This window comes from Paenibacillus sinensis, assembly GCF_019904155.1.
Classification (GTDB): domain Bacteria; phylum Bacillota; class Bacilli; order Paenibacillales; family Paenibacillaceae; genus Paenibacillus_AQ; species Paenibacillus_AQ sinensis.
In genome coordinates this window covers 28,708-53,333 of sequence record NZ_JAHCMB010000063.1, presented here as the reverse complement: position 1 = coordinate 53,333, position 24,626 = coordinate 28,708, and the positions used below count along the sequence as shown (strand labels likewise).

At 54.9% G+C, this 24,626-nt stretch carries 20 protein-coding genes; 15 read left to right on the top strand and 5 right to left on the bottom strand.

The window, feature by feature from the left end; translation table 11 throughout:
• Nucleotides 1-10 precede the first annotated feature (10 nt).
• Nucleotides 11-2,410 carry a single-stranded-DNA-specific exonuclease RecJ gene (gene recJ / locus KIH86_RS08710; protein ID WP_223084005.1) on the top strand — a complete coding sequence of 800 codons (2,400 nt, stop codon included), beginning with the start codon at nt 11-13 and terminating at the stop codon, nt 2,408-2,410.
• A gap of 139 nt (nt 2,411-2,549) precedes the next feature.
• Nucleotides 2,550-3,068, top strand: a complete 519-nt coding sequence (locus KIH86_RS08705; RefSeq protein ID WP_223084004.1) for an adenine phosphoribosyltransferase — start codon at nt 2,550-2,552, stop codon at nt 3,066-3,068.
• A 194-nt stretch (nt 3,069-3,262) separates the two neighbouring features.
• On the opposite strand, the gene uraA is transcribed toward KIH86_RS08705, so the two are convergent.
• Complete coding sequence (gene uraA, locus KIH86_RS08700) at nt 3,263-4,579, bottom strand: uracil permease (RefSeq protein WP_223084003.1); 1,317 nt, start codon at nt 4,577-4,579, stop codon at nt 3,263-3,265.
• A 287-nt stretch (nt 4,580-4,866) separates the two neighbouring features.
• Between uraA and KIH86_RS08695 the strand changes: the two genes are divergently transcribed.
• From KIH86_RS08695 to KIH86_RS08640, 12 genes are all read left to right on the top strand, one after another.
• Nucleotides 4,867-7,044: a RelA/SpoT family protein gene (locus KIH86_RS08695; RefSeq protein WP_038697926.1), complete on the top strand. Its 2,178-nt coding sequence runs from the start codon at nt 4,867-4,869 to the stop codon at nt 7,042-7,044.
• Nucleotides 7,045-7,085: 41 nt separating this feature from the next.
• On the top strand, nt 7,086-7,529 hold the full coding sequence (gene dtd, locus KIH86_RS08690; protein WP_223084002.1) for a D-aminoacyl-tRNA deacylase: 444 nt from the start codon (nt 7,086-7,088) through the stop codon (nt 7,527-7,529).
• 161 nt (nt 7,530-7,690) lie between these two features.
• Nucleotides 7,691-8,401, top strand: a complete 711-nt coding sequence (locus tag KIH86_RS08685; protein WP_223084001.1) for an HAD family hydrolase — start codon at nt 7,691-7,693, stop codon at nt 8,399-8,401.
• Between the two features lie 220 nt (nt 8,402-8,621).
• Complete coding sequence (locus KIH86_RS08680; RefSeq protein WP_223084000.1) at nt 8,622-8,780, top strand: hypothetical protein; 159 nt, start codon at nt 8,622-8,624, stop codon at nt 8,778-8,780.
• Between the two features lie 208 nt (nt 8,781-8,988).
• Nucleotides 8,989-9,513 (top strand): type 1 glutamine amidotransferase domain-containing protein, encoded by a 525-nt coding sequence (locus KIH86_RS08675; RefSeq protein WP_223083999.1) that lies wholly within the window; start codon nt 8,989-8,991, stop codon nt 9,511-9,513.
• A gap of 164 nt (nt 9,514-9,677) precedes the next feature.
• Nucleotides 9,678-10,112: a hypothetical protein gene (locus tag KIH86_RS08670; RefSeq protein WP_223083998.1), complete on the top strand. Its 435-nt coding sequence runs from the start codon at nt 9,678-9,680 to the stop codon at nt 10,110-10,112.
• Between the two features lie 731 nt (nt 10,113-10,843).
• Entirely contained in the window at nt 10,844-12,106 is a 1,263-nt protein-coding gene (gene hisS, locus KIH86_RS08665; protein WP_223083997.1) for a histidine--tRNA ligase, read from the top strand.
• A 309-nt stretch (nt 12,107-12,415) separates the two neighbouring features.
• On the top strand, nt 12,416-14,191 hold the full coding sequence (aspS, locus tag KIH86_RS08660) for an aspartate--tRNA ligase (RefSeq protein WP_223083996.1): 1,776 nt from the start codon (nt 12,416-12,418) through the stop codon (nt 14,189-14,191).
• 12 nt (nt 14,192-14,203) lie between these two features.
• Nucleotides 14,204-14,959: a tRNA threonylcarbamoyladenosine dehydratase gene (locus KIH86_RS08655; RefSeq protein ID WP_223083995.1), complete on the top strand. Its 756-nt coding sequence runs from the start codon at nt 14,204-14,206 to the stop codon at nt 14,957-14,959.
• Between the two features lie 178 nt (nt 14,960-15,137).
• Nucleotides 15,138-16,436: an NCS2 family permease gene (locus KIH86_RS08650; protein WP_223083994.1), complete on the top strand. Its 1,299-nt coding sequence runs from the start codon at nt 15,138-15,140 to the stop codon at nt 16,434-16,436.
• 186 nt (nt 16,437-16,622) lie between these two features.
• A complete protein-coding gene (locus KIH86_RS08645; protein ID WP_223083993.1) occupies nt 16,623-18,809 on the top strand; it encodes a HelD family protein in 2,187 nt (728 codons plus the stop codon).
• Nucleotides 18,810-19,077: 268 nt separating this feature from the next.
• Nucleotides 19,078-20,385 carry a replication-associated recombination protein A gene (locus tag KIH86_RS08640; RefSeq protein ID WP_223083992.1) on the top strand — a complete coding sequence of 436 codons (1,308 nt, stop codon included), beginning with the start codon at nt 19,078-19,080 and terminating at the stop codon, nt 20,383-20,385.
• A gap of 133 nt (nt 20,386-20,518) precedes the next feature.
• On the opposite strand, the gene mnmA is transcribed toward KIH86_RS08640, so the two are convergent.
• Nucleotides 20,519-21,637: a tRNA 2-thiouridine(34) synthase MnmA gene (gene mnmA / locus KIH86_RS08635; RefSeq protein WP_223083991.1), complete on the bottom strand. Its 1,119-nt coding sequence runs from the start codon at nt 21,635-21,637 to the stop codon at nt 20,519-20,521.
• 226 nt (nt 21,638-21,863) lie between these two features.
• Here mnmA and cymR point away from each other — a divergent pair, with 226 nt between their 5' ends.
• Nucleotides 21,864-22,283 carry a cysteine metabolism transcriptional regulator CymR gene (gene cymR, locus KIH86_RS08630; RefSeq protein ID WP_223110397.1) on the top strand — a complete coding sequence of 140 codons (420 nt, stop codon included), beginning with the start codon at nt 21,864-21,866 and terminating at the stop codon, nt 22,281-22,283.
• Between the two features lie 67 nt (nt 22,284-22,350).
• On the opposite strand, the gene KIH86_RS08625 is transcribed toward cymR, so the two are convergent.
• The 3 genes from KIH86_RS08625 to KIH86_RS08615 all read right to left on the bottom strand — a co-directional run.
• Nucleotides 22,351-23,583, bottom strand: a complete 1,233-nt coding sequence (locus KIH86_RS08625; RefSeq protein ID WP_223110395.1) for a tyrosine-type recombinase/integrase — start codon at nt 23,581-23,583, stop codon at nt 22,351-22,353.
• 192 nt (nt 23,584-23,775) lie between these two features.
• Nucleotides 23,776-24,189, bottom strand: a complete 414-nt coding sequence (locus KIH86_RS08620; protein ID WP_235775323.1) for an ImmA/IrrE family metallo-endopeptidase — start codon at nt 24,187-24,189, stop codon at nt 23,776-23,778.
• Nucleotides 24,190-24,209: 20 nt separating this feature from the next.
• On the bottom strand, nt 24,210-24,626 hold a 417-nt coding region (locus KIH86_RS08615; RefSeq protein ID WP_268964131.1), incomplete at its 5' end, for a helix-turn-helix domain-containing protein.

The following is a 24,626-nucleotide window of genomic DNA, read 5'->3' as shown; positions in this document are numbered from 1 at the left end:
GTGAATAATTGTGCTTCATTCCAAAACCAAATGGCAATCTCCGGCTGCCGACCCCGCCCTTGGCGGGGAACTGGCCCGGAGACTTTCTATTTCTCCCCTTGTTGCTTCCTTGCTGGCTGCGAGGGGAATGACGGAGCCCGAGACAGCGATGCAGTTCATCCACGGAGGCGCTGATGAAGAGCATGATCCGTTTCTGCTTAAAGGCATGAAAGAGGCAGTTCCCCGGATTCGCAGAGCCCTTGAGGACGGGGAGCATATTCTCGTATACGGCGATTACGACGCGGACGGGGTGTCCAGCACGTCGCTGATGATCTACCTGCTGCGCCGGCTGGGAGCGTCATATGATATCTATATTCCCCACCGCTCCAATGAAGGCTATGGGCTGCATAATCATGCGCTTGATTGGGCGCTGCAGCAGGGAGTCACGCTGATCATTACCGTTGATACGGGCATCAGCGCCTGCAGTCAAATTGCATATGCCAATGAGCTCGGCATAGACGTCATCGTTACGGACCACCATGAACCTCCCGAGGTTCTGCCGCCCGCTTACTCGCTCATCAATCCCAAGCTTCCGGATTGCCCATATCCTTTCAAGGGACTGTGCGGAGTCGGAGTAGCCTATAAGCTGGCTCAGGCCCTGCTTGGTACAGATGTCCCCGAGGAGTGGACAGAGATCGTTGCGATTGGAACGATCGCCGACCTGATGCCGCTGCTTGGCGAGAACCGGGCATTGGTCCGGCGGGGGCTTGCCAGCATGCGCACAACCCGGTATCCCGGGATTCGGGCGCTGCTGGAAATAAGCACGGTTCCGGTTGAACGGGTCGGGGCGATCAATGTCGCTTTTGCACTGGCTCCCCGGATTAATGCCAGCGGGCGGCTGGATCACGCAGGAAGAGCAGTGTCCCTTCTGACGACGGAAGACGCTGATGAAGCTGAACAGCTTGCCTCGGAACTGGACATGCTGAATAAAGAGCGGCAAATGGTAGTGGAACGCATCGTTACGGAAGCAACGGCAGCTCTTGAAGAGAAAATGAACGGCGGCTCTCTCCCGCATGTGATTGTTCTGGCGGGGGCGGGCTGGAATGTCGGTGTGGTCGGCATTGTGGCCTCGAAGCTTCTGGAGCGGTATTACCGGCCGGTCATCATCCTGGACATTCATCCGGAGACGGGCGCCTGCAAAGGTTCCGCCCGTTCGATTCCCGGTCTGGACATTTACTCGGCGCTGTCTTCCTGCAGCGAGCTGATGGATCACTACGGCGGCCATCCGGCGGCCGCAGGGATGAGCCTGCACCGCGACCGGCTGGAGGAGTTCGCCGCCGCGCTTGAGTCCTATGCGTCCGGCGTCCTGCGGGAGGAGCATTTTGTACCGGTTACGCCGGCGGACGGTGAGTACAAGCTGGCCGATCTGACGCTTCAAGCGGCCGAGGAGCTTGAGCTGCTGGCCCCATTCGGCATGAGCAATCCTCTGCCGAAGTTTATTGTGCGCGGCGCGGTCGTTCAGGAGACGCGCACGATGGGGCAGGGCAGCCGGCATCTGAAGCTGACGCTCCGCCAGGGCGGCGTGACGACGGACGCCGTCGCCTTCGGCAAAGGGGAGCTTGCGGAGTTGCTCCCCCGGGGAACCGTGATCGACGTTCTGGCGGAGCTGTCGATCAATGAATGGAACGGCTCCCGTAAGGTGCAGCTCATGCTGCAAGACCTGGCCATACCGGAGCCGCAGCTGTTCGATTTCCGCGGAGCCCGGGATTCCGCGGTGAAGATGCAGCGCCTGCGCAGCGTGCTGCTGCCTCCGGCGAGCGGACAATCGCGCGCAGCCGCGCTGGTCCGCAAGAATCGGCTGCATGAACGGATGCAGCCGGAATGGCAGGGCGTACCGTTCTGGGTATATGATGAGTGTAACGGGATTGCTCCGGCGGACAGTCCGGAGAGCGATGCGGATTCGGTCACGCTGGTCTGCCTGCTGGACATGCCGGAATCGGCCCGGCAGCTGGATGCGGTGCTGGAGGCTTTTCCGAATGTGGAGAACATCGCGCTCCTTCATTCGCTGCCAGGCGAACGGGACCGCCTTCTCGTACCGACGCGCGATCATTTTAAAGCCATCTACAAATGGCTGGCGGCAATTGCCGCGAGTCCGGTGTCCGAGCAGGAGGCGCTGCTGACGCTGGGGCGCAAGCTGCCGCTCAGTCTGCGGATGCTGAGAATGATGCTGGATGTATTCGAGGAGCTTGAATTTATCCGGAAGGAATCGGGAAGGATTGCTTTTGTGACCCGTCCGGCTGCACGGGAATTAACTTCTTCGAGCCGGTTCGTCCAGCTCAGTGAGCTGGCGGAAATGGAACGCTACTTCATGGAGAGCAGTCCGGAGGAGCTGTGGCAGTGGATGGAGTCGCGGCGTCTGGGTGTTTCATAACCTGCTTCCGTTGCAAGTTTTGCGAAGTAATATTCAAGGAAGCGTATGCTATCAAAACTAAGCGTATGCTTCCGAAGCCAGTTTTGCGAAGTAATATTCAAGGAAGCGTATGCTATCAAAACTTTTAGGAGGAGTTAGTTTGGACTTCAAAGAGATTATCCGCGTGATACCGGATTTTCCGACGGCGGGCATCAGCTTCAAGGATATTACAACACTGCTTAAGGACGGTCCTATGTACCGTCAGGCCATCGACGCGCTGAAAGAGCGTGTGGCCCATCTGAAAATTGATGTGATCGCCGGACCCGAAGCACGGGGCTTTGTAGTCGGGGCTCCGCTTGCATACGCGCTGGGTGTTGGCTTCGTGCCGATCCGCAAGAGCGGCAAGCTGCCGTATCAGACGATCGAAGCCGCGTATGATCTGGAATACGGCAAAGACCGGCTCGCAGTACATACCGACGCCATCCTGCCGGGACAAAATGTGCTGATCGCCGATGATCTGCTCGCTACCGGCGGTACAATCTCTACAGCGGTTAACCTGGTCAACCAGCTTGGCGGCAATGTGGTGGGAGCGGCATTTCTAATCGAGCTTGAACTCCTCGAAGGCCGTAAGAAACTGCCTGACGTTGAAATCATTTCCCTTCTGAGCTACGAAGATTAAAACCATTTCCAGGAACCTGATGCCAGGTTAACGGGAGGATTCGACTTTTTACTATTTTCCGGGAAATAAAATACCGGCAGACTGTCCGTCCCATGCACGGAGGTCTGCCGGTTTTTCATTTTGCTAATTATCGTGTCTACAAATTATCGTGGATTGGCTTCTGCGCCCATCCCCTGCAATCCCTTGCAGGGCTATTAAACGTCGGAGGCTTCTGCCTGCTTGATTTCTTCCTTGTCATTGGAGAGGCCCAATACCTCAAACAGCTTGAACAACAGGGAGAGGACCATGCCCGTAATTGTCGCAAGCGCCATCCCCTTCAGTTGAATGCCCCAAAACGTCAGCGTAGTGCCGCTGATACCGACAACGAGCACGATCGACGCGAGAATCATATTGGTCGGCTTGGCGAAATCGACCTTCTGCTCCACGAAAATGCGGAGGCCCGAAGCGGCGATAACCCCGAACAGCAGCAGCGAGACGCCGCCCATGACCGGCTGCGGAATATTGGAGATAATGGAAGAGAAGGTGCCCGAGAATGACAGCAGGATGGCAATAATCGCCGCTCCGCCAATAACGTATACGGAATACACTTTGGTTAGAGCCATGACGCCGATGTTCTCACCATAAGTCGTATTGGGAGTAGAGCCGACAAATCCGGAAATAATGGTGGATATGCCGTTGCCCATCAGCGAGCGGTCCAGCCCCGGCTCCTTGGTGAGATCCTTGCCCACAATGTTGCTCGTCACGAGCAGATGCCCGATATGCTCCACGATGACAACAAGCGACACCGGAATAATGGTCAGGATGACCGACCAGTCGAATGAAGGCGTTGTCACGGTTGGATGGGCAAGAAAATGCGCCTTCGAAATAGCCGCCGTATCAACCCGGCCCATCAGATAAGCCAGTACGTAGCCGGTGGTGATCCCGATCAGGATATGAATGATCTTGGGGAAGCCGCGGAACAGCACCGCGCCGATCACCGTCACGCCCAGCGTGACCATCGACAGAGTAATGGCTCCGTGGTCAGGCTTCCAGTCAGCCGCTCCGGAGGGAGCGATCAGTCCGGCCATCTGTGCTGCTATCGGCACTAGCTCCAGACCGATCGTGGCGACGATCGCGCCCATGACGGCGGGAGGAAAGACGACATCGATCCAGCGCGTTCCAGCGTACCTGATGATCAGGGCGACGAGGACAAAAATAATGCCAGTCACGATAAAAGCGCCCAGCGCCAGTGAATAACCGTGGCTGTGATCGCTCTTATGATCGAGCAGCACAGCCGAGACAGGCGAGATAAAGGCGAAGCTGGAGCCGAGATAGGCCGGGATTTTTCCTTTGCAGATCAAAATGTACAGCAGTGTTCCGATACCGTTCATGAGAAGAATCATGCCGGGGTCAACCCCGAACAGATTGGGAACCAGCACCGTGCTGCCGAACATGGCGAATAAATGCTGAAGGCTTAAGAGAAAGCCCGGTCCCAGAGGGAGCCTTTCGTTGACTTGAATTTCGCGTTGCAATCCGTTCACTCCTTGTTGGTATGAAATCTTGACGTCGGCTGTAAGGAAAACCGCCTTTACCAGATTATATAGATTGTCTCTTTTTTTCAACAACATTTTCACGGGATTATGCAATTTCCTGGCTTCTGCAATCGAATCGTTTGAGAAATGCCACAAGGTGGGAAGTGTTGACGTAATCCGCCGCAAGCGTCATAATTATAGGAAAACTTACGAACCGAACCCTGCCTGCGTGCAAGCGCTACGGCTCGGGTTCATTTTATTACAGAAAGGACACGGATACGACGAGTATGGGCATTGAGCGATTACTGGAAAAGGCCGGAGCCTATATAAAAGAAAAAGACCTTCCGCGCATACAAGAAGCTTATGAATTTGCCGACCAGGCCCACTACGGGCAGGTGCGCAAATCGGGAGAGCCATACATCCTGCATCCGTTAGCGGTTGCCGATATTGTTGTAGGCATGCAGATGGATGTCATTTCAATTATTGCGGCTCTGCTGCATGATGTTGTGGAAGATACGACGGTATCGCTCGAACAGATCCGGGAGAAATTCGGCGACACCTGCGCCATGCTCGTAGACGGCCTGACCAAGCTGGAGCGCATCCGTTTCCGGTCCAAGGAAGAGCAGCAGAACGAGAATTACCGCAAGATGTTCATCGCCATGGCGCAGGACATCCGTGTGATCGTAATCAAACTGGCGGACCGCCTTCATAATATGCGTACCCTGAAATATCAATCGGAAGAAAGCCAGCGGCGCATCTCGTATGAGACGCTGGAGATTTTCTGTCCCATCGCCGACCGTCTCGGTATTTCCGCGATCAAGTGGGAGATGGAGGATATTGCGCTCCGTTATTTGAACCCCCAGCAGTATTACCGGATTGCCAATCTGATGCACAAAAAACGCGCCGAGCGCGAACAGTTCATCGATAGCGTCATCAGCCGCATCCGCGTCAAGCTGGACGAAATGGGCATTGAAGGCGATCTTTCAGGCCGCCCCAAGCATATTTACAGCGTCTACAACAAAATGACGACGAAGAACAAGCAGTTCAATGAAATCTACGATCTGCTGGCGATACGGATTATCGTTGACAACATCAAGGATTGTTATGCCACGCTGGGCATTATCCACACGCTGTGGAAGCCGATGCCCGGACGTTTCAAGGATTACATCGCCATGCCAAAGGCGAATATGTATCAGTCTTTGCATACGACGGTTGTGGGTCCCGGCGGAGAACCGACGGAGGTTCAGATCCGGACCTGGGAAATGCATCGCACGGCCGAATTTGGAATAGCGGCACACTGGGCATACAAGGAGGGAAGCGGCACAACCGCCAATCCTGAGAACCGGATGCCTTTTTTTCGCGAGATTTTGGAGCTTCAGCATGAAGCCAAGGATGCCTCGGAGTTTGTCGAATCGCTAAAAATGGACTTTTTCTCCGACCTCGTCTTCGTATTTACGCCTAAAGGGGAAGTCATCGAGCTGCCTGCTGGCTCTGTTCCGCTTGACTTTGCGTTCCGTATTCATACGGAGGTCGGCAACCGCACCATCGGCGCGAAGGTGAATGGACGGATTGTCCCGCTCGATCATAAACTCAAGACCGGTGATATTGTCGAAATCCTGACCTCGAAGCATTCTTACGGGCCGAGCCGGGATTGGCTCAAGATCGCCCAGTCTTCGCATGCCAGAAGCAAGATCAAGCAGTGGTTCAAGAAGGAGAAGCGCGAGGAGAACGTCGAGAAGGGACGCGAGGCGATCGAACGGGAGCTGAAGCGGCTCGGTATTGAACCATCCGAATGGATGACTGATGACAAGCTGCTGGAGGCGGCCAAAAAATTTGCGTTCAACGATATCGAGGATATGCTCTCCGCGGTCGGCTTCGGCGGTATTACGGCTGCGCAGATCGCCACGCGTCTGACCGAGAAGCTCCGCAAGGAGCAGGAGGAAGCCGCGGTTGCTCACTTAGAGCTTACGACGGAGAAGAAGGAAATCAAGGTTGCCGAGAAGCGCAACCAGCCTACGAACGGCGTTCGTGTCAAAGGCATCGACAATCTGCTGGTCCGTTTCGCCAGATGCTGCAACCCGGTGCCGGGTGATGATATCGTGGGCTACGTAACCCGCGGCCGCGGCGTATCGGTGCATCGCTCGGACTGTCCGAACATCAAAGCCGAGGAGAGCGAGGAAGCCGCACGCGTCATTGAGGTGGAATGGGAAGGCAGCATGGAGGCGAATTACAGCGTCGACATCGAAATTACGGGCCATGACCGGAGTGGCCTGCTGAACGAGGTGCTTCAGGCGGTCTCCGAGAGCAAGACCAACATTTCAGCAGTTACGGGGCGTTCCGACAAGAATAAAATGGCGCTGATTCATATGACGATTCTGATTCGGAACACGGATCATTTATATTCGGTTGTGGAAAAGGTAAAGCGGGTCAAAGATGTGTACACCGTTCACCGGATTATGCAGTAAGCGAAAGCTTGAGGAATTTGGCGTCGGGAGATGTGGCAGAAGTGAGAGTTGTGGTGCAGCGCTGCAAGGAGGCGCGGGTAACCGTTGCAGGTGAGACGGCCGGAGCCATTGGCGAAGGGCTCATGCTGCTGGTGGGTGTAACCCATGAAGATACCGAGAAGGACGCCAAGTACCTTGCCGATAAAATCGCCGGACTTCGGATCTTTGAGGATGAGGCAGGCAAAATGAACCACAGCGTCACCGAGACCGGAGGAGCTATACTCTCCGTGTCCCAGTTCACGCTGTACGGCGACTGCCGCAAAGGGCGGCGCCCGAACTTCATGGGGGCAGCGCCTCCTGAAGAAGCGAAGCGGCTGTATGATTATTTTAACTCGGAGCTGGCCGGGCATGGTCTTGGCGTAGAGACCGGTATATTCGGGGCGATGATGGATGTCTCGCTTACGAATTGGGGGCCGGTTACCCTGATCGTGGACAGCCGGGCGTAAAGGGAAGGGATGGAGAAGGAGCGGGGACGCTCCGGCTCCGTCCTTTTTTTTATGAAATTCAACTGAAGCTAAAGACTGACTTAAACGTTTCACCCAAGACCGATTTCTTGCGATATAATATTGCAATGTAGAGCTAATCAGCGGATATATGGAGGGGAACTATGTACAAGACGGTAATTTTCGATTTATACGGAACGCTGATCGATATCCATACCGACGAGAGTGATGATCAGCTCTGGCAGACATTAAGCTTTCATTTCAGGTATGGCGGAGTGCCCATGGAGGCTCAGGAGCTGTTCCGCGAGTTTCACGAAGAGATCGGCCGGCAGATGAGCTGCCCGAAGACGCCTTGCGAATTCCCCGATTTCGTAATGGAGGAAACATTCGAGGCGATTGCCGCCCGCAAAGGTGTCAAGCTCGGGAGAGCCTGGGCGGAGGAAACGGTCCGTTGGCTGCGTCTCTTGTCAATGCGGCGGCTTGCGCTGTATGACGGAGTAGAGGAAACTCTTCTCGCGCTCCGCGAAAAGGGCTGCAAGCTGTATCTGCTCTCTAACGGGCAGAAGACGTTTGTCGAAGCGGAGCTGCGGGTGCTTGGACTGGACAAGCTGCTTGATGGCATCGCTATTTCGTCTGAAGCTGGCATCAGCAAGCCAGACCCGCTGTTCTTCAGGTACCTGGCGGATACTTACGGAGCCGACCTGTCTTCAGCGGTTATGATCGGCAACGATCATACAACCGATGTAGAGGGCGCGCGGCGGGCAGGCATCGATGCGATCTATATTCATTCGAACAGCTCGCCGGACGCAGCGGAGGTCGATTGCAAATACCAGATATGGGACGGAGATTTTCGGCGGATTCTGGATTTTGTATAGCCACTCCTGGACAGTGTACTCATGAGAGGACAAAAAGTTGTTTCGCGGCAGACGGCGAAGCAGCTTTTTTTATAGAAATTTTAAGGGAGCAGCTCTTTTTCAAGAAATGAGTGTTTATTTTGAAAGAGAACGGAAGGCTCGGGTGAATGGTGGATAGGGAACCCACGGATGGGGCACACTGCTGTTGCAGCTATCCTGTCAGCCATCGGAGAGAATGAACATGAGACTTTCACCTCAGGCCAACGCCTGGACCCGGCTCGGCGCTCTTTCGGCAAGCAGCCGGAGTGAGGCCAACGCTTTTGCGAGGGAATCGGGCGAAACCGCAGTTCCACGCGAGATGTGCAAAGGACAAAGCCGGCTTTTGCTGCCGCGTACATAATGCGTACATGAGCGGGAGAGAGTGGAAGCACGCTTGCCGATCAAAGACACTGCCCGGGTTGGGAATTCATTGTGCTTTTACTATGTCGGTTCAGATGCAGCATTTAAAGGGCCAAGGGGCTTTAGTCTTAGCTATGCCGTTAGAGGAAGAGCCAGGGCGGGTAATACATCAGAGTAGACGACCAAATCAGAAAGGAGAAACTTTTACCATGAGTAAAGTAGCTTTTCTGCTGGCAAGTCAGTTTGAGGATTCCGAAATGAAGGTTCCGTACGATGCCATTAAAGAGGCCGGCCATGAGGCTGTTATTATTGGACTGAAAAAAGACGAGACTCTGAAAGGCAAAAAAGGCGAAGCCTCTTATACAGCCGACAAGGCCATCTCCGAAGTCAAAGCGGCCGATTATGATGCGGTGGTGATCCCGGGAGGTTCTTCTCCTGAAGGACTGCGGTCAGACCCCGGAATCCTGAATTTTGTGAAGGAATTCAACTCAGCGGGCAAGCCGATCGCGGCTATCTGCCATGGCCCGCAAATTCTGATCAGCGCGGGTCTGCTGAAGGGCCGGACGATCACATCCTACCCTCCGCTCAAGGATGATATGGTGAACGCCGGAGCTTCCTTCAAGGATGAAGAGGTGGTTGTGGACCAAAATTTTATTACATCGCGCACGCCGAAAGACGAACCTGCCTTCGTTCGCGAGCTGCTCCGGTCGCTTAAGGTTTCGGTATCCCGATAAGCCGGTCTCGCTTATTCAGGCAGGATGCTTACGAAGCCAGTTTTGTTGGATGTACCTCAGTGTAGTGATTTCACCACAAAACTAAGTGAATGCTTACGAAGTCAGTTTTGCTGGATGTACCTCAGTGTAGTGATTTCATCACAAAACTTTTAGGAGGGCTAATCATGACCAAACGCATTCAGGCTTACTTCAGAACGGAAGACGACGCGGAAGGCGCCAAGACGGCGCTGATCGGCTATAAAGCGGACGGGCTGGATGTATGGGCGCTTACGGACCCGCTCGGCAACGATCGGAATCTCCTGGTCCCGCTCTTGCCTGTCAACAATCTGGGGGGAATCAGTACCGGAACTGCGCCGGCCAGCTATGGAGCAGCCCCTGCAGCCTACCCTGCAGTAGTCGCCGCCGCAGGCGGAGAAGCTGTCGATGGTACGTCTCGCAATAACAATAGCGGCATAGGTGATGGGAGAACTCAGGCCTATGACGATGCAGATCTGGGCGATCTTCGTTACGTCATGGAGATCAAGGCCAGCGATGATGATTTTGACGCTGTTGTTCATACGCTCCGCAGCAAGAACGGTTATGTTGAGGTCTTTGAATAGACCTTGATTAGCACGGAGCAGGAAGCCACAGCAAGCCCCGCTGTCCTGCCTGACGCGGGGCTTGCTTCTGAAGGCAAGAAAACGCGAAAACCAGTCATATATGAAGCGCTTTCTTTTCTGTAATATACACGTAATATAATGTACATGATCGCTTAATATAGCCTGTTTATAATAACAGCATGACCCCCTTTTTTATAATATATGTGATGGGCCCGAAGAGATGATCTTCGGGTCATTTTTTGTTCATTCGTATTCCTGCAAGACATCCGGCCCCGCAAAAAGAGGACATCAGGTGTTAATCCTTGACTTTAGTGCTTTGATTCAGTAGAATCTATGGGTATACGGCTATTAATAAATGTTTTGATGACGGGACCAAGTAATTCGATATCCACAACCCCAGAGAGGAATCCCCGTTGAATTTATGATTGATGATTCCGTCAACCTGTAATTCAACCCGGCTGCAAGGATTCTGTTGATGAGCGAATGAATGACTTCCCCGAGAACGTACGGCGAACAGCGGACAGATCCGCCTCAGTAGCCGCTGCGCGTAGGCGGGCGTTAACCGCTTGAAGCGGACGGAAGAACGTAAGAAATTCCGGCCGGAATGTGGGTGGTACCACGGGTGAATATCGTTAGGATAATCCCTCGTCCCTGTTGATGAAACAGGGCGGGGGATTTTTTAATGCAAATTTGCAAATCTTCCAAGGGCATTGTTCAGGAGGGATCATAAGTTGGCTAAAGAGAGAATCGAGAAGCCGACCGGAACGCAGGATTTCCTGCCCGGTGCGGTGGAGAGATGGCAGTTCGTCGAAGAAAAGGCCAGAGATTTGTGCCGGCGCTTCAATTATCGCGAAATTCGCACTCCGATGTTTGAGCATACGGAGCTGTTCGAACGCGGCGTCGGCGAAACGACCGATATCGTGGAAGGCGAAATGTACAACTTCAAGGACAAGGGCGGCCGGGATCTGGCGCTGCGTCCGGAAGGAACGGCCGGCGTTGTCCGGGCTTATGTACAGAATAAGCTGTACGGGGAGCCTGATGTCAGCAAGCTGTATTATATCGGACCGATGTTCCGTTATGAGCGCCCGCAGGCCGGCCGGTATCGCCAATTCCATCAGTTCGGGGTCGAGGCGTTCGGCGCGGTCGATCCGGCGATCGACGCGGAGGTCATCTCCCTCGGCTACCAATTCTGCAAGGACCTCGGTCTGCAGGGCGTCCGGGTGGAGATCAATTCGGTCGGCAATATTCCGAGCCGCGCGGCATACCGCGAGAAGCTGCTCGGCTTCCTGCGTCCGATGAAGGACAGCCTGTGCAGCGACTGCCAGCGCCGCATGGAGCGCAATCCGCTGCGCGTACTGGACTGCAAGATCGACCAGGACAAGTTCACGGACGCGCCGTCTATTCTGGACAGCCTGGACGAAGAGTGCACCGAGCACTTCGCCAAGGTACGAAGCCATCTGGATGCGATGGGCGTTGATTACTCAGTCAATACCCGCCTTGTTCGCGGGCTCGACTATTACACGCACACAGCCTTTGAATATAAGGCGGCGGGCATCGGGTCCATCGACACCGTCGGTGGAGGCGGACGGTACAACGGCCTGGTCGCCGAGATCGGCGGACCGGACCAGCCGGGCATCGGCCTAGGCATCGGGCTCGAACGGATTCTTCTGATCCTGGAGCATCAGAAGATCGAGACGGGAGCGGTCAAGCCGCTGGATGTGTATCTGGTGGCGCTCGGCGAGGAAGCCGAGGCGGAGATTACGAAGCAGCTGTACCTGCTGCGCAGCCAGGGCTTCTCGGCGGAACGCGATTATCTGGGCCGCAAGATGAAGGCGCAGTTTAAATCCGCCGACCGGATGTCGGCGCGCTTCACCGCCATTCTGGGCGAGGAAGAGCTGCAGCGGGGTGAAATCGCCCTGAAGTTTATGGCGACCGGCGAGCAGCGGACCGTGAAGCTGGAGAATCTGGGCGAAGTGCTGGCGGAACAGGCTTAAAGCTCGACTCATAATACGGGCTTGAAGGTAGTCCCGCAGATTGAAGATAGCTTCACAGTCCGAAGGCAGGTTTACAGGCTCAAGGTTGTCTCGTGGTCTGAAAGATCGCCTCACGAGGGGCTTAAGGTTATGCCACAAGTGTTACCTGAGAAGCGCGAACCAAGGCGGTATTTCAAACGAGTCTAAGAAACAGGCTGCGGGACCAGTCAGTCGGCTTGGCTCCGATAACGAAAGTCCTGTACAAGCCGGATTTCTTCGAAATAAGATTTTCTAAAGTTAGATTTTACTAAGGAAAGGGTATGATAGTTTATGCAAAGAACTCACAACTGCGGTCAGCTGACCCCCGAGCATATTGGACAGACGGTGACCTTGAATGGATGGGTGCAGACCCGCCGCGACCTTGGGGGCGTGCTGTTCATCGATCTACGCGACCGCAGCGGCATCGTGCAGGTTGTCTTCAACCCGGCATACTCGGGCGAAGCGCTGCAGACAGCCGACAAGGTGCGCAGCGAATATGTAATCGCTGTGAAGGGCGAAGTCGTCAAGCGCGACCTGGAGACCGTTAACCCGAACCTGCCGACCGGTGAAATCGAGGTCCGCATTACGGAAATCGACGTGCTGAACGCGGCCAAGACGCCTCCTTTCTTCATCGAAGACGGTGTGGAAGTGGACGAGTCTCTCCGTCTGAAATACCGTTATCTTGACCTGCGCCGTCCGGAAATGCACAAGACGCTGCTGCTTCGTTCCAAGGCGGCCAAAATCTTCCGCGACTTCCTCGATGGTGAAGGCTTCCTCGATATCGAGACGCCGATTCTGACCAAGAGCTCGCCGGAAGGCGCGCGCGACTATCTGGTGCCAAGCCGGGTGCATGAAGGCGAATTCTTCGCCCTTCCGCAGTCGCCGCAAATTTACAAGCAGCTGCTCATGGTAGGCGGCGTGGAGCGCTACTATCAGATCGCCCGCTGCTTCCGCGACGAGGATCTGCGCGCCGACCGCCAGCCGGAGTTCACCCAGGTCGACATCGAGACCTCGTTCCTGTCCCAGGAGGACCTGCTCTCCATGATGGAGCGCCTGATGCAGCGCCTGTTCAGAGAGACGGTCGGCGTTGAGCTGGCGCTTCCGTTCCAGCGCCTGACCCATGCCGAAGCGATGGGCAAATACGGCTCGGACAAGCCGGACCTGCGCTTTGGCCTTGAGCTGATCGAAATGAACGACATCGTAGCCGGCAGCGGCGTGAAGGTGTTTGCATCCGTCATTGAAAAAGGCGGCGAAGTGAAGTGCCTGAACGCCAAGGGCTGCGGCACATGGACACGCAAGGAAATCGACGATCTCGGACCTTACGCGGCCCGCTACGGAGCCAAAGGCCTTGCCTGGATTCAGGTCAAGGAAGGCGAATTCCGCGGCCCGATCGTGAAGTTCTTCACCGAAGAGGAAATCGCCCAGGTGAAGGAGCGCACGGGAGCCGAGGAGGGCGACCTGCTGCTGTTCTCCGCCGACACGAAGAAGGTCGTAGCAGACGTACTCGGCGCGCTTCGCCTGCGGATCGGCCGCCAGCTTGGCCTGATCGACGACAGTGTGTACAAGTTCGCCTGGGTCACCGACTTCCCGCTGCTTGGCTATGACGAGGATCAGAAGCGCTACGTGGCCGAGCATCATCCGTTCACCCGCCCGCGCGAGGAAGACGTTGCCCTGTTCGACACCGATCCGGGCGCGATCCGCGCTCAGGCTTACGACATCGTACTGAATGGCTACGAAGTCGGCGGCGGCTCCATGCGTATCTATAAGCGCGACGTTCAGGAGAAAATGTTCGACGCGCTCAGCCTGTCCAAGGAGGAAGTTCAGGACAAATTCGGCTATCTGCTCGACGCGTTCGAATACGGCACACCGCCTCACGGCGGCATCGCCTTCGGCTTCGACCGTCTGGTCATGCTGCTGACAGGCCGGAGCAACCTGCGCGAGACGATCGCCTTCCCGAAGACGGCCAGCGCAACCGACCTGTTGATGGACGCGCCATCGCCGGTCAAGGATGCCCAACTGGACGAGCTTCATATCCGGGTGGCCATCAAGGAGAAAGCCAAGAAATAGGAGGAAGCCATCATGCTGCATCAGTTCTCGCGCACCGAGCTGGCGATTGGACCCGAGGGTCTGGAAATCATGAAGAACAGCACCGTAGCGGTGCTCGGCATCGGCGGCGTCGGCTCTATTGCGGTTGAAGCATTGGCACGTACGGGCGTCGGCCGGATCATCCTGATCGACAAGGACGCCGTGGACATTACGAACATCAACCGTCAGATTCACGCGCTGACCACGACAATCGGGCAGAAAAAGGCGGATTTGATGGTCGAGCGGGTCAAGCTGATCAATCCGGAATGCGAAGCGATTGCGCTCAATATGTTCTACACCGAGGAGACGTACGAGGAACTGTTCAAATACAATCCGGACTATGTCATTGACGCATCGGATACGATTTTTTACAAAATCCATCTGATCAAACAGTGTCTGGCCCGTAAAATCCCGATGATCTCGAGCATGGGCGCAGCCAACAAGATGGACCCGACGAAGTTTCAGGTCGCGGATATTTCCAAGACCTCGATGGACCCGATTGCCCGGGTCATCCGTCAGAAACTGCGCAAGGACGGCATCAAGAAGGGCGTAAAGGTCGTCTTCTCCACGGAGGAGCCGATGAAGCCGCGCCAGGATGTCACGGACAAGATCGTGCCGGAGAATGCGCCGGATATCCGGAAAGCGAAGCAGCCGCCTGCAAGCAATGCGTTCGTTCCGCCGGTGGTGGGGCTGATTATGGTCAGCGTCGCCGTCAAGGAGCTGCTGGCAGCCGGCGGCGTCACAATCTAACAGCGGGCCAAGGCCCGGGTGAGACTTAAAGAGGGGCGAGCGCCGTCGGAGGCGTCTCGCCCTTTTTGGCTGCGGCGCAGCCGGTGGCCTCCGGTATTTCGGCTGCTGTTGCTGTGCGTGTCAAGCATGTCACCCGGTGCGGCTGGCAATTACTATAAGGTACGGGGAGGTACCAGATATGAACAACAATTTTTGGAGCCGCAGCCTCGGCCTGGAGCCTGAATATGAACGGAGAAAAGAGTGGGGGGCCGGGCTCATCTCCTATTTTGCATCAGTCTATATCGTAATGGTCAACGCGACTATTCTGCAGGATGCGGGAATGCCGCTGCGGGCGGGGATGGTAGCGACGCTGCTGACAGCCGTATGCGGCTGCCTGCTGATGGCCTTTGTCGGTAAGACGCCGATTATCGTGGTGCCGGGCATGGGGATCAACGCTTTTTTCACCTATACACTGGTGCATTCCATGAAGCTGGATTGGAGAGAGGCGCTGGCGGTAGTCACGGTAACCGGGGTGCTGTTCGCGGCGGTGGCGTTCACTTCACTGTACCGCATCCTGAGCGACGCCATCCCGCTCAATCTCCGGCATGCGATCACCGTCGGGATCGGGCTGTTTCTGACCTTTATCGGCCTGCAAAAAAGCGGCATCGTCATTGCCCATAAGACGACCTTCGTTGCGATCGGCCACTTCAGCGACCCCGCCGTCATCACCTCCTGCGTAACGCTGGTCCTGGCACTGGTGCTGCATCTGCGTGGCACGCGGGGCGGCCTCTTGATCAGCATGATCGCAGGCACGCTGCTGGCTTATGTGCTGGGCGCCGGCCATGGGCGGGAGAATGCGGGGACGGGACATCTCTTTGAGGGATACGGCCAGGTCTTTCTGGGCCTGGACATGAAAGGGGCGCTCAGTCTCGTATTCTGGATTGCCGTCTTTCTCCTGCTGCTGATCGTGGTCTTCGAGAATATCGGCCTGATTTCGGCCCAGACGACGATGTCCGGGCATCCCGAGCGCTTCAAGAGCAGCCTGCGGGCGCTCTCGCTTGTGAACATCGCCGCCGGTCTCCTGGGCAGCAGTCCCGCCGTCGCGGCCGCCGAATCGACCGCGGGCATCGCGGCCGGAGGACGCTCCGGCCTGACCTCGCTCACTGCGGGTCTGTTGTTCGCCGCGACCTTCCTGTTCATTCCGGCGCTTGTCTATGTGCCGGACAGTGCCATCGCGCCGATTCTGATCATTATCGGCGGCCTCATGATGCAGGATGTGCAGGTCATGGACTTCAGTGATCCGACAGAGGCTTTTCCAGCCTTTCTGATCCTGGTCATGATTCCCTTCACATACAGCATCGTCGACGGCATGGCCTTCGGCTTCATCGCCTACCCGATTGCCAAGCTTGCGCTTCGCAGAGGCGCCGAAGTGCCACTCGCGCTGTACGGAATTGCGGGGCTATTCCTGGCGAATTTTATTCTGCACGCACTGTTATAGAACCTGTGGAGTTTGTGCGACAATTCTTGGCATTCGATCGGTCATTGTGATATAATAATACTCCTTTTTGAATTAGGGCGCGTCTGAATCTCTAGGTAAGGTCGCGTTCTGCTGATCGGACATACAGGCCGGTTTTGCCTTAAGGGACGGGGATTATCCCGTATTACTTTTAGGAGGTAACTGAAATTGGAGGACAAGTTTCAAAGTGCCTATCAAGAGGAACAGGAAAGGCTGAATACCGCGCTTGAGGAGATTGAACGGCAGCTTGAGAAGCTGCGAAATACACCGGTGTATACCGGGAATGAGTACACCGAACAGGTGCTGGAAGCATCGCGGGAGCAGAGAAGGAACAATCTGGGAAAGCTTCGGCAGGAGCCGTATTTTGGCCGGCTGGATTTTCAGGAAGACGGTCAGGGTGACCGCAAGCCGCTCTATATCGGCAAAATCGGCGTAGACCGCGAACAGGTATCCGACCGGCCGCTTGTCATCGACTGGCGGGCTCCGGTAGCGAGCCTGTTTTATTCGTTCACCGGTGGCACAGAGCCGGCATCCTATGAGTCGCCTGAAGGAATCGTCGAGGGTCTGGTGTATCTGAAGCGGAACGTCGTGATCCGCAAACAGATTCTGGAGCGGGTAGCCGATACCTATGACCGCGAGAGCGACGGCCCTGCCGTCTCGGACGAGTTCCTCGTCTACCGTCTCGGGGAGAACAAGGATAACCGGCTGCGGGATATCGTGTCCACGATCCAGGAGGAGCAGGACCGGATTATCCGGGCAGCCAAAAATACCGCGCTCATCATCCAGGGCGTGGCGGGCAGCGGGAAGACGACGGTTGCACTGCACCGGCTCGCTTTTTTGCTGTATCAGTACAAAGAGCAGGTGTCGGCGGAACGGATGATTATTTTTGCCCCGAACCGGATGTTCCTGGATTATATCTCCGACGTGCTGCCGGAGCTAGGCGTTGGCAATATCCAGCAGAGCACCTTCGCGGATTGGGCTGCCGGGCTGCTGGGCATTGAGCTGGCAGATACCGGCGTGATGGAGACGCTGCACCGCTGGTTCGAGAACAAGGGGGCAATGCCCGTCCTCACAGAGGAGACGCCGGAGCGCTTCAAAGGCTCCACGAAGCTGATGGGCGTCATCGAAGAAGCGGTGTCGCTGCTGGAATCGGGAGCGGTTCCCGAAGGCGATTTCTCGCCCTGGGAAGGCGCTGTCCTGCCCCGGCGGATGATCATGCGCTGGTACAAGGAGGAATACGCTCCGTATCCGCCGGCGAAGCGCAAGGAGCGGGTGATGGCCCGGATTCACCGCTGGATTGAAATGGAGCTGAAGAAGAGCCCTTCCGCCGCGGCGTTGAAGGACCGGAAGAAGAAGGGTGCCCAGCGGGAGAAGGCGTATGCCGGCAAGTGGCCCAAATACGATCCGCTGACGATCTACAAGCAGATCTTTCGGGCTGTGAAGCCACCCGTCGATTGGCCGGCAGAAGAGCCGGAGGAGATTCCGGCTGCTGTGTTGAAATCGACGCGGACGCAGCTCAAGAAGGGGCATGTGCTGGAGGAGGACCTTCCGCCGCTGCTGTACGTTCATTATCTGCTGAACGGAGACGAGGGCGTGCAGAAGTTCGACCATATCGTCATCGACGAGGCCCAGGATTTCTCGCCTTTCCAGATTGCCGTGCTCGATCTGTATGCCCGCAATCATTCATTCACCATTCTCGGGGATCTGTCGCAGGGGATTCACGCCTACAAGGGCGTGCATGAATGGCGCGAGATGCAGGAGCTCTTCACTCCGGAGCATACCTCGTATCATGCGCTGACGCGAAGCTACCGGTCGACTATGGAAATCATTGATTTTGCCAACGGGATATTAAGTGCCGGCGTGAAGAGCGATTTGCTGGCCGTTCCGGTGTTCCGCAGCGGCAATCCCGTGCGGCTTCTTGAGTATGGTGCGAGCCGAACGGAGGATATCTCCGCTGCGCTCGCCGAGCTGTCAGGTCGCGATTACCGCACCGTGGCGGTGCTGACACGAACGCTGGCAGATGCGGAGGGGCTTTACGCTGAGCTGTCGGGCCGTTTCGAGGACGTTCATCTGATCGACGGCAGCATGACGGAATATCAGGGCGGACTGTCGGTCCTGCCGCTGTATCTGTCCAAAGGACTCGAATTCGACGCAGCCATCGTGGCCGATGCGGACCTAAGCTCTTACGGTGAGGCGGCTTGGGACGCCAAGCTCCTGTATGTCGGCTGCACCCGGGCGCTGCATGAGCTGTGGCTGCTGCATAACGGGCGCCTGCCTCACTATCTGGTGAAGGCGGCGGAAGAGAGCGAGTCGGCAGAAGGCTGGCCGGTCAAGGAACAGGCAGGGCACTCATAATTAGTCGGGCGGCATTAGCCGGACAACAATCAGGGAGGATGGCACAGCCGGAAGGTCGCCAAGCTCCCTTTGGTGTATATGATCTGCCTAGGGCAGCGAATAACCTGGCACCGGAAGGCCGGGTGCACGGCATGAACATCAAAGCCGCAGCCTGTGCGAGCGGAAGGCTTCACAGGGGTTCAGGCGGGAGCGGGATCAGAACGCCTGTGCTCTTTTGACAGGCAAATGGTATGATAGAGTTATATCGCTTATGGCAAGGAGTGTCGACATGGATTTATTTTCGTTCGAGGAGGAGACGCGTGACGGGCGTCTTCTTGCTGACCGCATGCGGCCGGAGACTCTTGATGAATATATCGGACAGGAGCATATCGTGGGCAAAGGAAAGCTTCTTCGCCGGGCGATTGAAGCGGACCAGGTCTCTTCCATTCTGCTGTACGGGCCGCCTGGCTGCGGCAAAACGACACTTGCCCACATTATCTCCCACCAGACAAAAGGCGAGTTCGTCCGCCTGAATGCCGTGGAGGCGAGCGTCAAGGATGTCCGTGAGGTCATTGAGCGCGCACAGAACGCCAAATCGCTATATGGTACGAAGACGATTCTGTTCCTGGACGAGGTGCATCGCTTCAACAGCTCCCGTCAGGATGCGCTGCTGCCGGCCGTCGAGAAGGGGACGATTATTTTCATCGGGGCGACTACCGAGAATCCGTTCCATTATGTGAACGGCGCGCTCATGAGCCGGTCCACGCTGTTCCAGCTGGAGGCGCTCGGCAAGACCCACAGCCTGGCGGCGATGAAGAGAGCCCTTGCCGACAAGGACAAGGGCCTCGGGTTTATGGACCTTCAGGTGGACGATGCCGCGCTTGAGCACATCGCCACCATGGCGAACGGCGATATCCGCCGCGCGTTAAATGCGCTGGAGCTGGCCGCCATGACAACTCCGCCTGACAGCGGCGGGACGGTGCACGTCACGCTGGAGGTGGCGGAGGATTCCATCCGGCGGCCGACCGTGAAGGCGGACGAGTCGACGCAGTACGACGTGCTGTCCGCCTTCCACAAGAGCATCCGCGGTTCCAGCGATGCCGCGCTGTTCTGGTTCCTCTATGCCGTCGATAAGCTCGGCATGGACCCGATTGTGTTCATCCGCCGGCTGATTGCGGCGGCGAGCGAGGATATTGGCCTGGCGAATCCGCAGGCCATGGTGCAGGCGGTCAGCGCGCTGGAGGCTTACCGCAACAACGGCTGGCCGGAGGCGAGGCTCAACATCGCCCAGGCGATTCTGTTCGCCGTGGAGAGCCCGAAGTCGAACGCCGTCACTATGGCGATTTCGCGGGCCACTTCGGCGATCGAGGAGCTGAAATCCGCGGAGGTGCCCATGCATCTGCGGGATACGCATTACAAAGGCTCCGCGCAGCTCGGCCATGGGGGATACAAGTATCCGCATGATTATCCGGGCCACTTCGTGAAGCAGCAGTATTTGCCGGATGCCATTTCGCGCCGGGTGTTCTATCAGGCGACGGAGCAGGGCAACGAGGCGAAGATTCGGCATAACCAGGCGCTGCGAAGAGAGCAGCAGTAGACGGACTTTACGGTCGGATTCCAGATCTGTCCAGCCGTATCATCCCGCACATCAAAAAGGTGCCCGGCAAGCCATCCTCAAACGGCTTGCCGGGCACCTTTATCGTTTCGTCCTCTTATATGCTTAACTCGGCTTACTGATGCTGCGGCACAACCTTCTCGGCGTATTCAATAATGCCGCCGCCGAGGCAGACCTCGCCGTCATAGAACACGACGGCTTGACCAGGTGTTATGGCCTTTTGCGGGACGTCGAAGGCGACATGGAACAAGCCGTCCTCCCGTTTCGTCAGTGTGACACCCTGGTCCGGCTGGCGGTAGCGGAACTTGGCCGTGCAGCGGACGGCATCGCCCGAAGGCATATCGCCGCTGATCCAGTTCACGCCGGAGGCGACCAGGCCCGTCGAGTACAAGCTGTGGTGCTTGTCGCCCTGAACGACGTACAGGATGTTCTTCTCCAGATCCTTGTCGGCGACGAACCAAGGTTCGCCCGTGCCGGAGCCGCCGATGCCAAGGCCCTGACGCTGTCCGAGCGTGTAGTACATCAGGCCGTCATGACGGCCTTTGACTTCGCCGGTCGCGATATCCACCATGTTTCCCGATTTAGCAGGCAGATACTGGCTCAGGAACTCGCGGAAATTGCGCTCCCCGATGAAGCAGACGCCCGTGCTGTCCTTTTTCTTGGCGGTGTACAGACCCGCTTCTTCGGCGATCCGGCGCACCTCCGGCTTCGGCAGATGGCCGATCGGGAACATGGCCTTGGACAACTGCTCCTGATTCAGCGCGTTCAGGAAATAGGTCTGATCCTTGTTGCCGTCCACGCCGCGGAGCAGCTTGTACTGTCCGTTCTCTTCCACCACACGCGCATAGTGCCCGGTTGCGACGTAATCGGCGCCAAGTTGCAGCGCTTTGTTCAGAAATTCGCCAAACTTGATCTCCCGGTTGCACATGACGTCGGGATTCGGTGTGCGTCCCGCTTTGTATTCATCGAGAAAGTAAGTAAACACCTTATCATAGTATTCTTTCTCAAAATTAACGGTATAGTAAGGGATATCGATCTGTTCGCATACGCGGCGGACATCCTCGGCGTCGGTTTCCGCCGTGCATACGCCAAACTCGTCAGTGTCATCCCAGTTCTTCATAAAAATCCCGATCACGTCATAGCCCTGCTGCTTCAGCAGCAGCGCGGTAACCGAGGAGTCGACGCCCCCCGACATGCCGACGATTACACGGGTGTCTTGTATTGCTTTTGCCATCATGGTCACCTCTTTTGTTCCAGAATGTGAAGTACGTGATCCCTAGTGTCCACTGGAGATGCACACGTAAATGAAAAAAATTGTCTTTTGTGTTTCAAATCAGCCTTCGGATATGTTAACATAAATTCAAGAGCGGTCATCGGAATACGCTGATTTTTAGATATTACTGTTTTGACCAACTACTAATTATACTATACCCAGCTAATATATTGAAAGAGGTGTCCCTTTGAAAATATCGACAAAAGGCCGATACGGATTAACCATTATGATGGAGCTTGCCGCCAGATTCGGCGAAGGTCCGACATCACTGAAGAGCATCGCCGAGAAGAACGGCTTGTCCGAGCATTATCTGGAGCAGCTCATTGCGCCTCTGCGCAATGCCGGCCTGGTCAAGAGCATCCGGGGCGCTTATGGCGGTTATGTGCTTTCCCGTGAAGCCGATAGCATCACAGCCGGGGATATTATCCGCGTGCTGGAAGGCCCGATTTCTCCGGTGGATTTCACCGAGGAAGACGACCCGGCCAAGCGTGACCTGTGGCTGCGCATCCGCGACAGCATCGCCGATGTGCTGGACTCCACCACTTTGTCCAATCTGATTACCTTTAAGGAAGAAACCCATTCGGACAATTACATGTTCTATATTTAACAGGAATCAGAATTCCGAGATTTCAAAAGGATTTTTTAGAAATCGTTACCCACAAATTACCCACACTTTAATGATTGATTGCCCACTCGAAGTCGTCAGCAATCTCGATCTGGCGTTGCTTTGTAACGTGGAGATAGATCAGTTCTGTAACCTTGGAATTGCTCTTGTGCCCAATACGGGCCTGAATCTCTGGCAGTCCGACTCGCGGATTGGACGCGAGCAGGGAAACATGGGTGTGTCGCAAACTGTGAGGAGTCAGGCTTGTAGGAAGATCTGCTTTCTCAAGTACCGTCCTCATAATATTGCCGATGCTGGTAACTGCAACTGGGTAACCCGGTAAGCTTGGGCACCAGAACACAAAATCATCTTTAGGATTTAAAGACTTGGCCGACAATCGTTCTTCCCGCTGCCATTCTTTCAACAGTTCAAGCGCCTTAGCTACGGTGTCTCCGAAACTTACGATCCGTTCGCTTTGTTCGTTCTTTGGTGGTATGAATGAGTAGTTTCGGACACTTGTGCCGTAAAGTTGCTTGTTTACATCGATCGTTCTTCTCTTCATGTCGATGTCCTCCCATTGAAGTCCAGCGGCCTCGCTTATCCGAAGGCCTGTATAGGCTAAGACAACGAACAGTACCCAGTAATTGGACGTGAGCATGAACCTACACAACTGAAGAAACGTTTTTAGCTCGTCCTTCTCAAGAAATTTGGGAAGGACATGTTTTTTTTCTCCTCGTTTTCGGTTAGGTTTCTTCTCCCTCGGTATGACGGCATCCTCAGTTGGATCCATCTTAATAAGTCCATTCCGCCTAGCGTGCTCATACATTAAAGATGCTGCCGTATGAACCGTGGTAATCGTGCTGCGGCTTTTTCCTTTCTCCTTCATTTTGTAAAGAAAATCTTGATAAAGACTGGGTGTTACCTCGGTTAAATCGAATCCGCCAAACTGTGCCAGCAAGACTCCAAGGCCGTACTTCCTACTTTTGATCGTGTTACCAGTTGGCTCTCGCTCCAGAATGTATTGCTTCAGCCACGTCTTGCTCCAATTGCTTACCGTGAGCCCTTCGGTATGCTTTAGCTTTTTCTGGATTTTCTGCGCCTGAATCAAGATACCGAAGTCAACAGCTTCCTGAATGGTATCAAAACGGGGGGACTCCTTCTCCTTGCTGCTCTTCACTTCCTTTCCGTCAACGAACTTGGTAGCGGGAACCCTATAACGGTAGGAGTACTTACCGTCACGCTCTCGTACGTTAGTCGGGAGTTCCTGTTCTACTTTCCTCATCCTTATTTCTCCTTTCTCCAAACATATGTTCTATTTTTGGGCATATGTAAACAGCCTTGCGGCTGGAAAGCACGAGTGCGTATTGTAACTAATATTTTTTTTGCCTTAGCTCGGTATTTATTGTTAAGCAGTCAATTGATCTTCTAGAGTACATCGTTGAATCATCCGTTTACTTTTGAATGTCGCAACTTCATTTTTTTGAAAAAAATCATTTTAAAGACTTTTTAAGTGTTCAACTTCTTTAGGAATACCACATATCATAGCAGCCTCATGAATTGTGGCACCTTCCAAAAGTAGCTCGTCAGGAAGGAGAAGTTCGACGGCAAAACTATTCGCTTCTCTCTCAATTCGATCCACAGAATATAATGTGCGTTTTCTCAAGAACGGTGTATTGACATGAGAATGCAAAATGGCATGTCCTAATTCATGGGCACAGGTGAAGCGCTGTACTTCAAAACTTGCTTCTGAGTTGATATGTATCATTTGGAATCGACGATTGTAATTGTAATAGCCAAGCATATCACCCAACATTTCAAAAAAAACAAAAATACTTTTCTGAGATGCAATGTCAAATGGATCGTTCGTTCTGTATTTTTTGACCAGTTGGGCGACGGTGAGTTTAATCATACTGTCCCCCATAATGTAATTTATTCGGTATCTCTATATTTTTTTGGAGTATATTTTTTCTTGGCCATCTCTCTTGCAAGACGCAGAGAGTTTTCAAGGGAGATCGCAAATAGTCGCTTTGTTTCTTCATCCATAGGTTCTCCACTGAATGCGAGAGCTTTACCGGAATCTAAATCTGCGAGCATTTGTTCTACTTCTTTAGCGATATCTCGTTCGTCTTTATTGTTGAGAGCGTAATAAGTGTTTTTCCTTTCAGTAGTTCTTCCAAGAAGGTAATCAATACTGCACTCAAATAAATCAGACATTTTATAAAGGTTTTCATTATCAATTTCGTAAGCGCCATTTTCCCAACCTGAAAGTGTGCTTTGTGCAACTTTAAGATGCTTTGCTAAATCTACTTGCCTCATATTCTTTTCTGTCCTCAATAGTTTAATCCG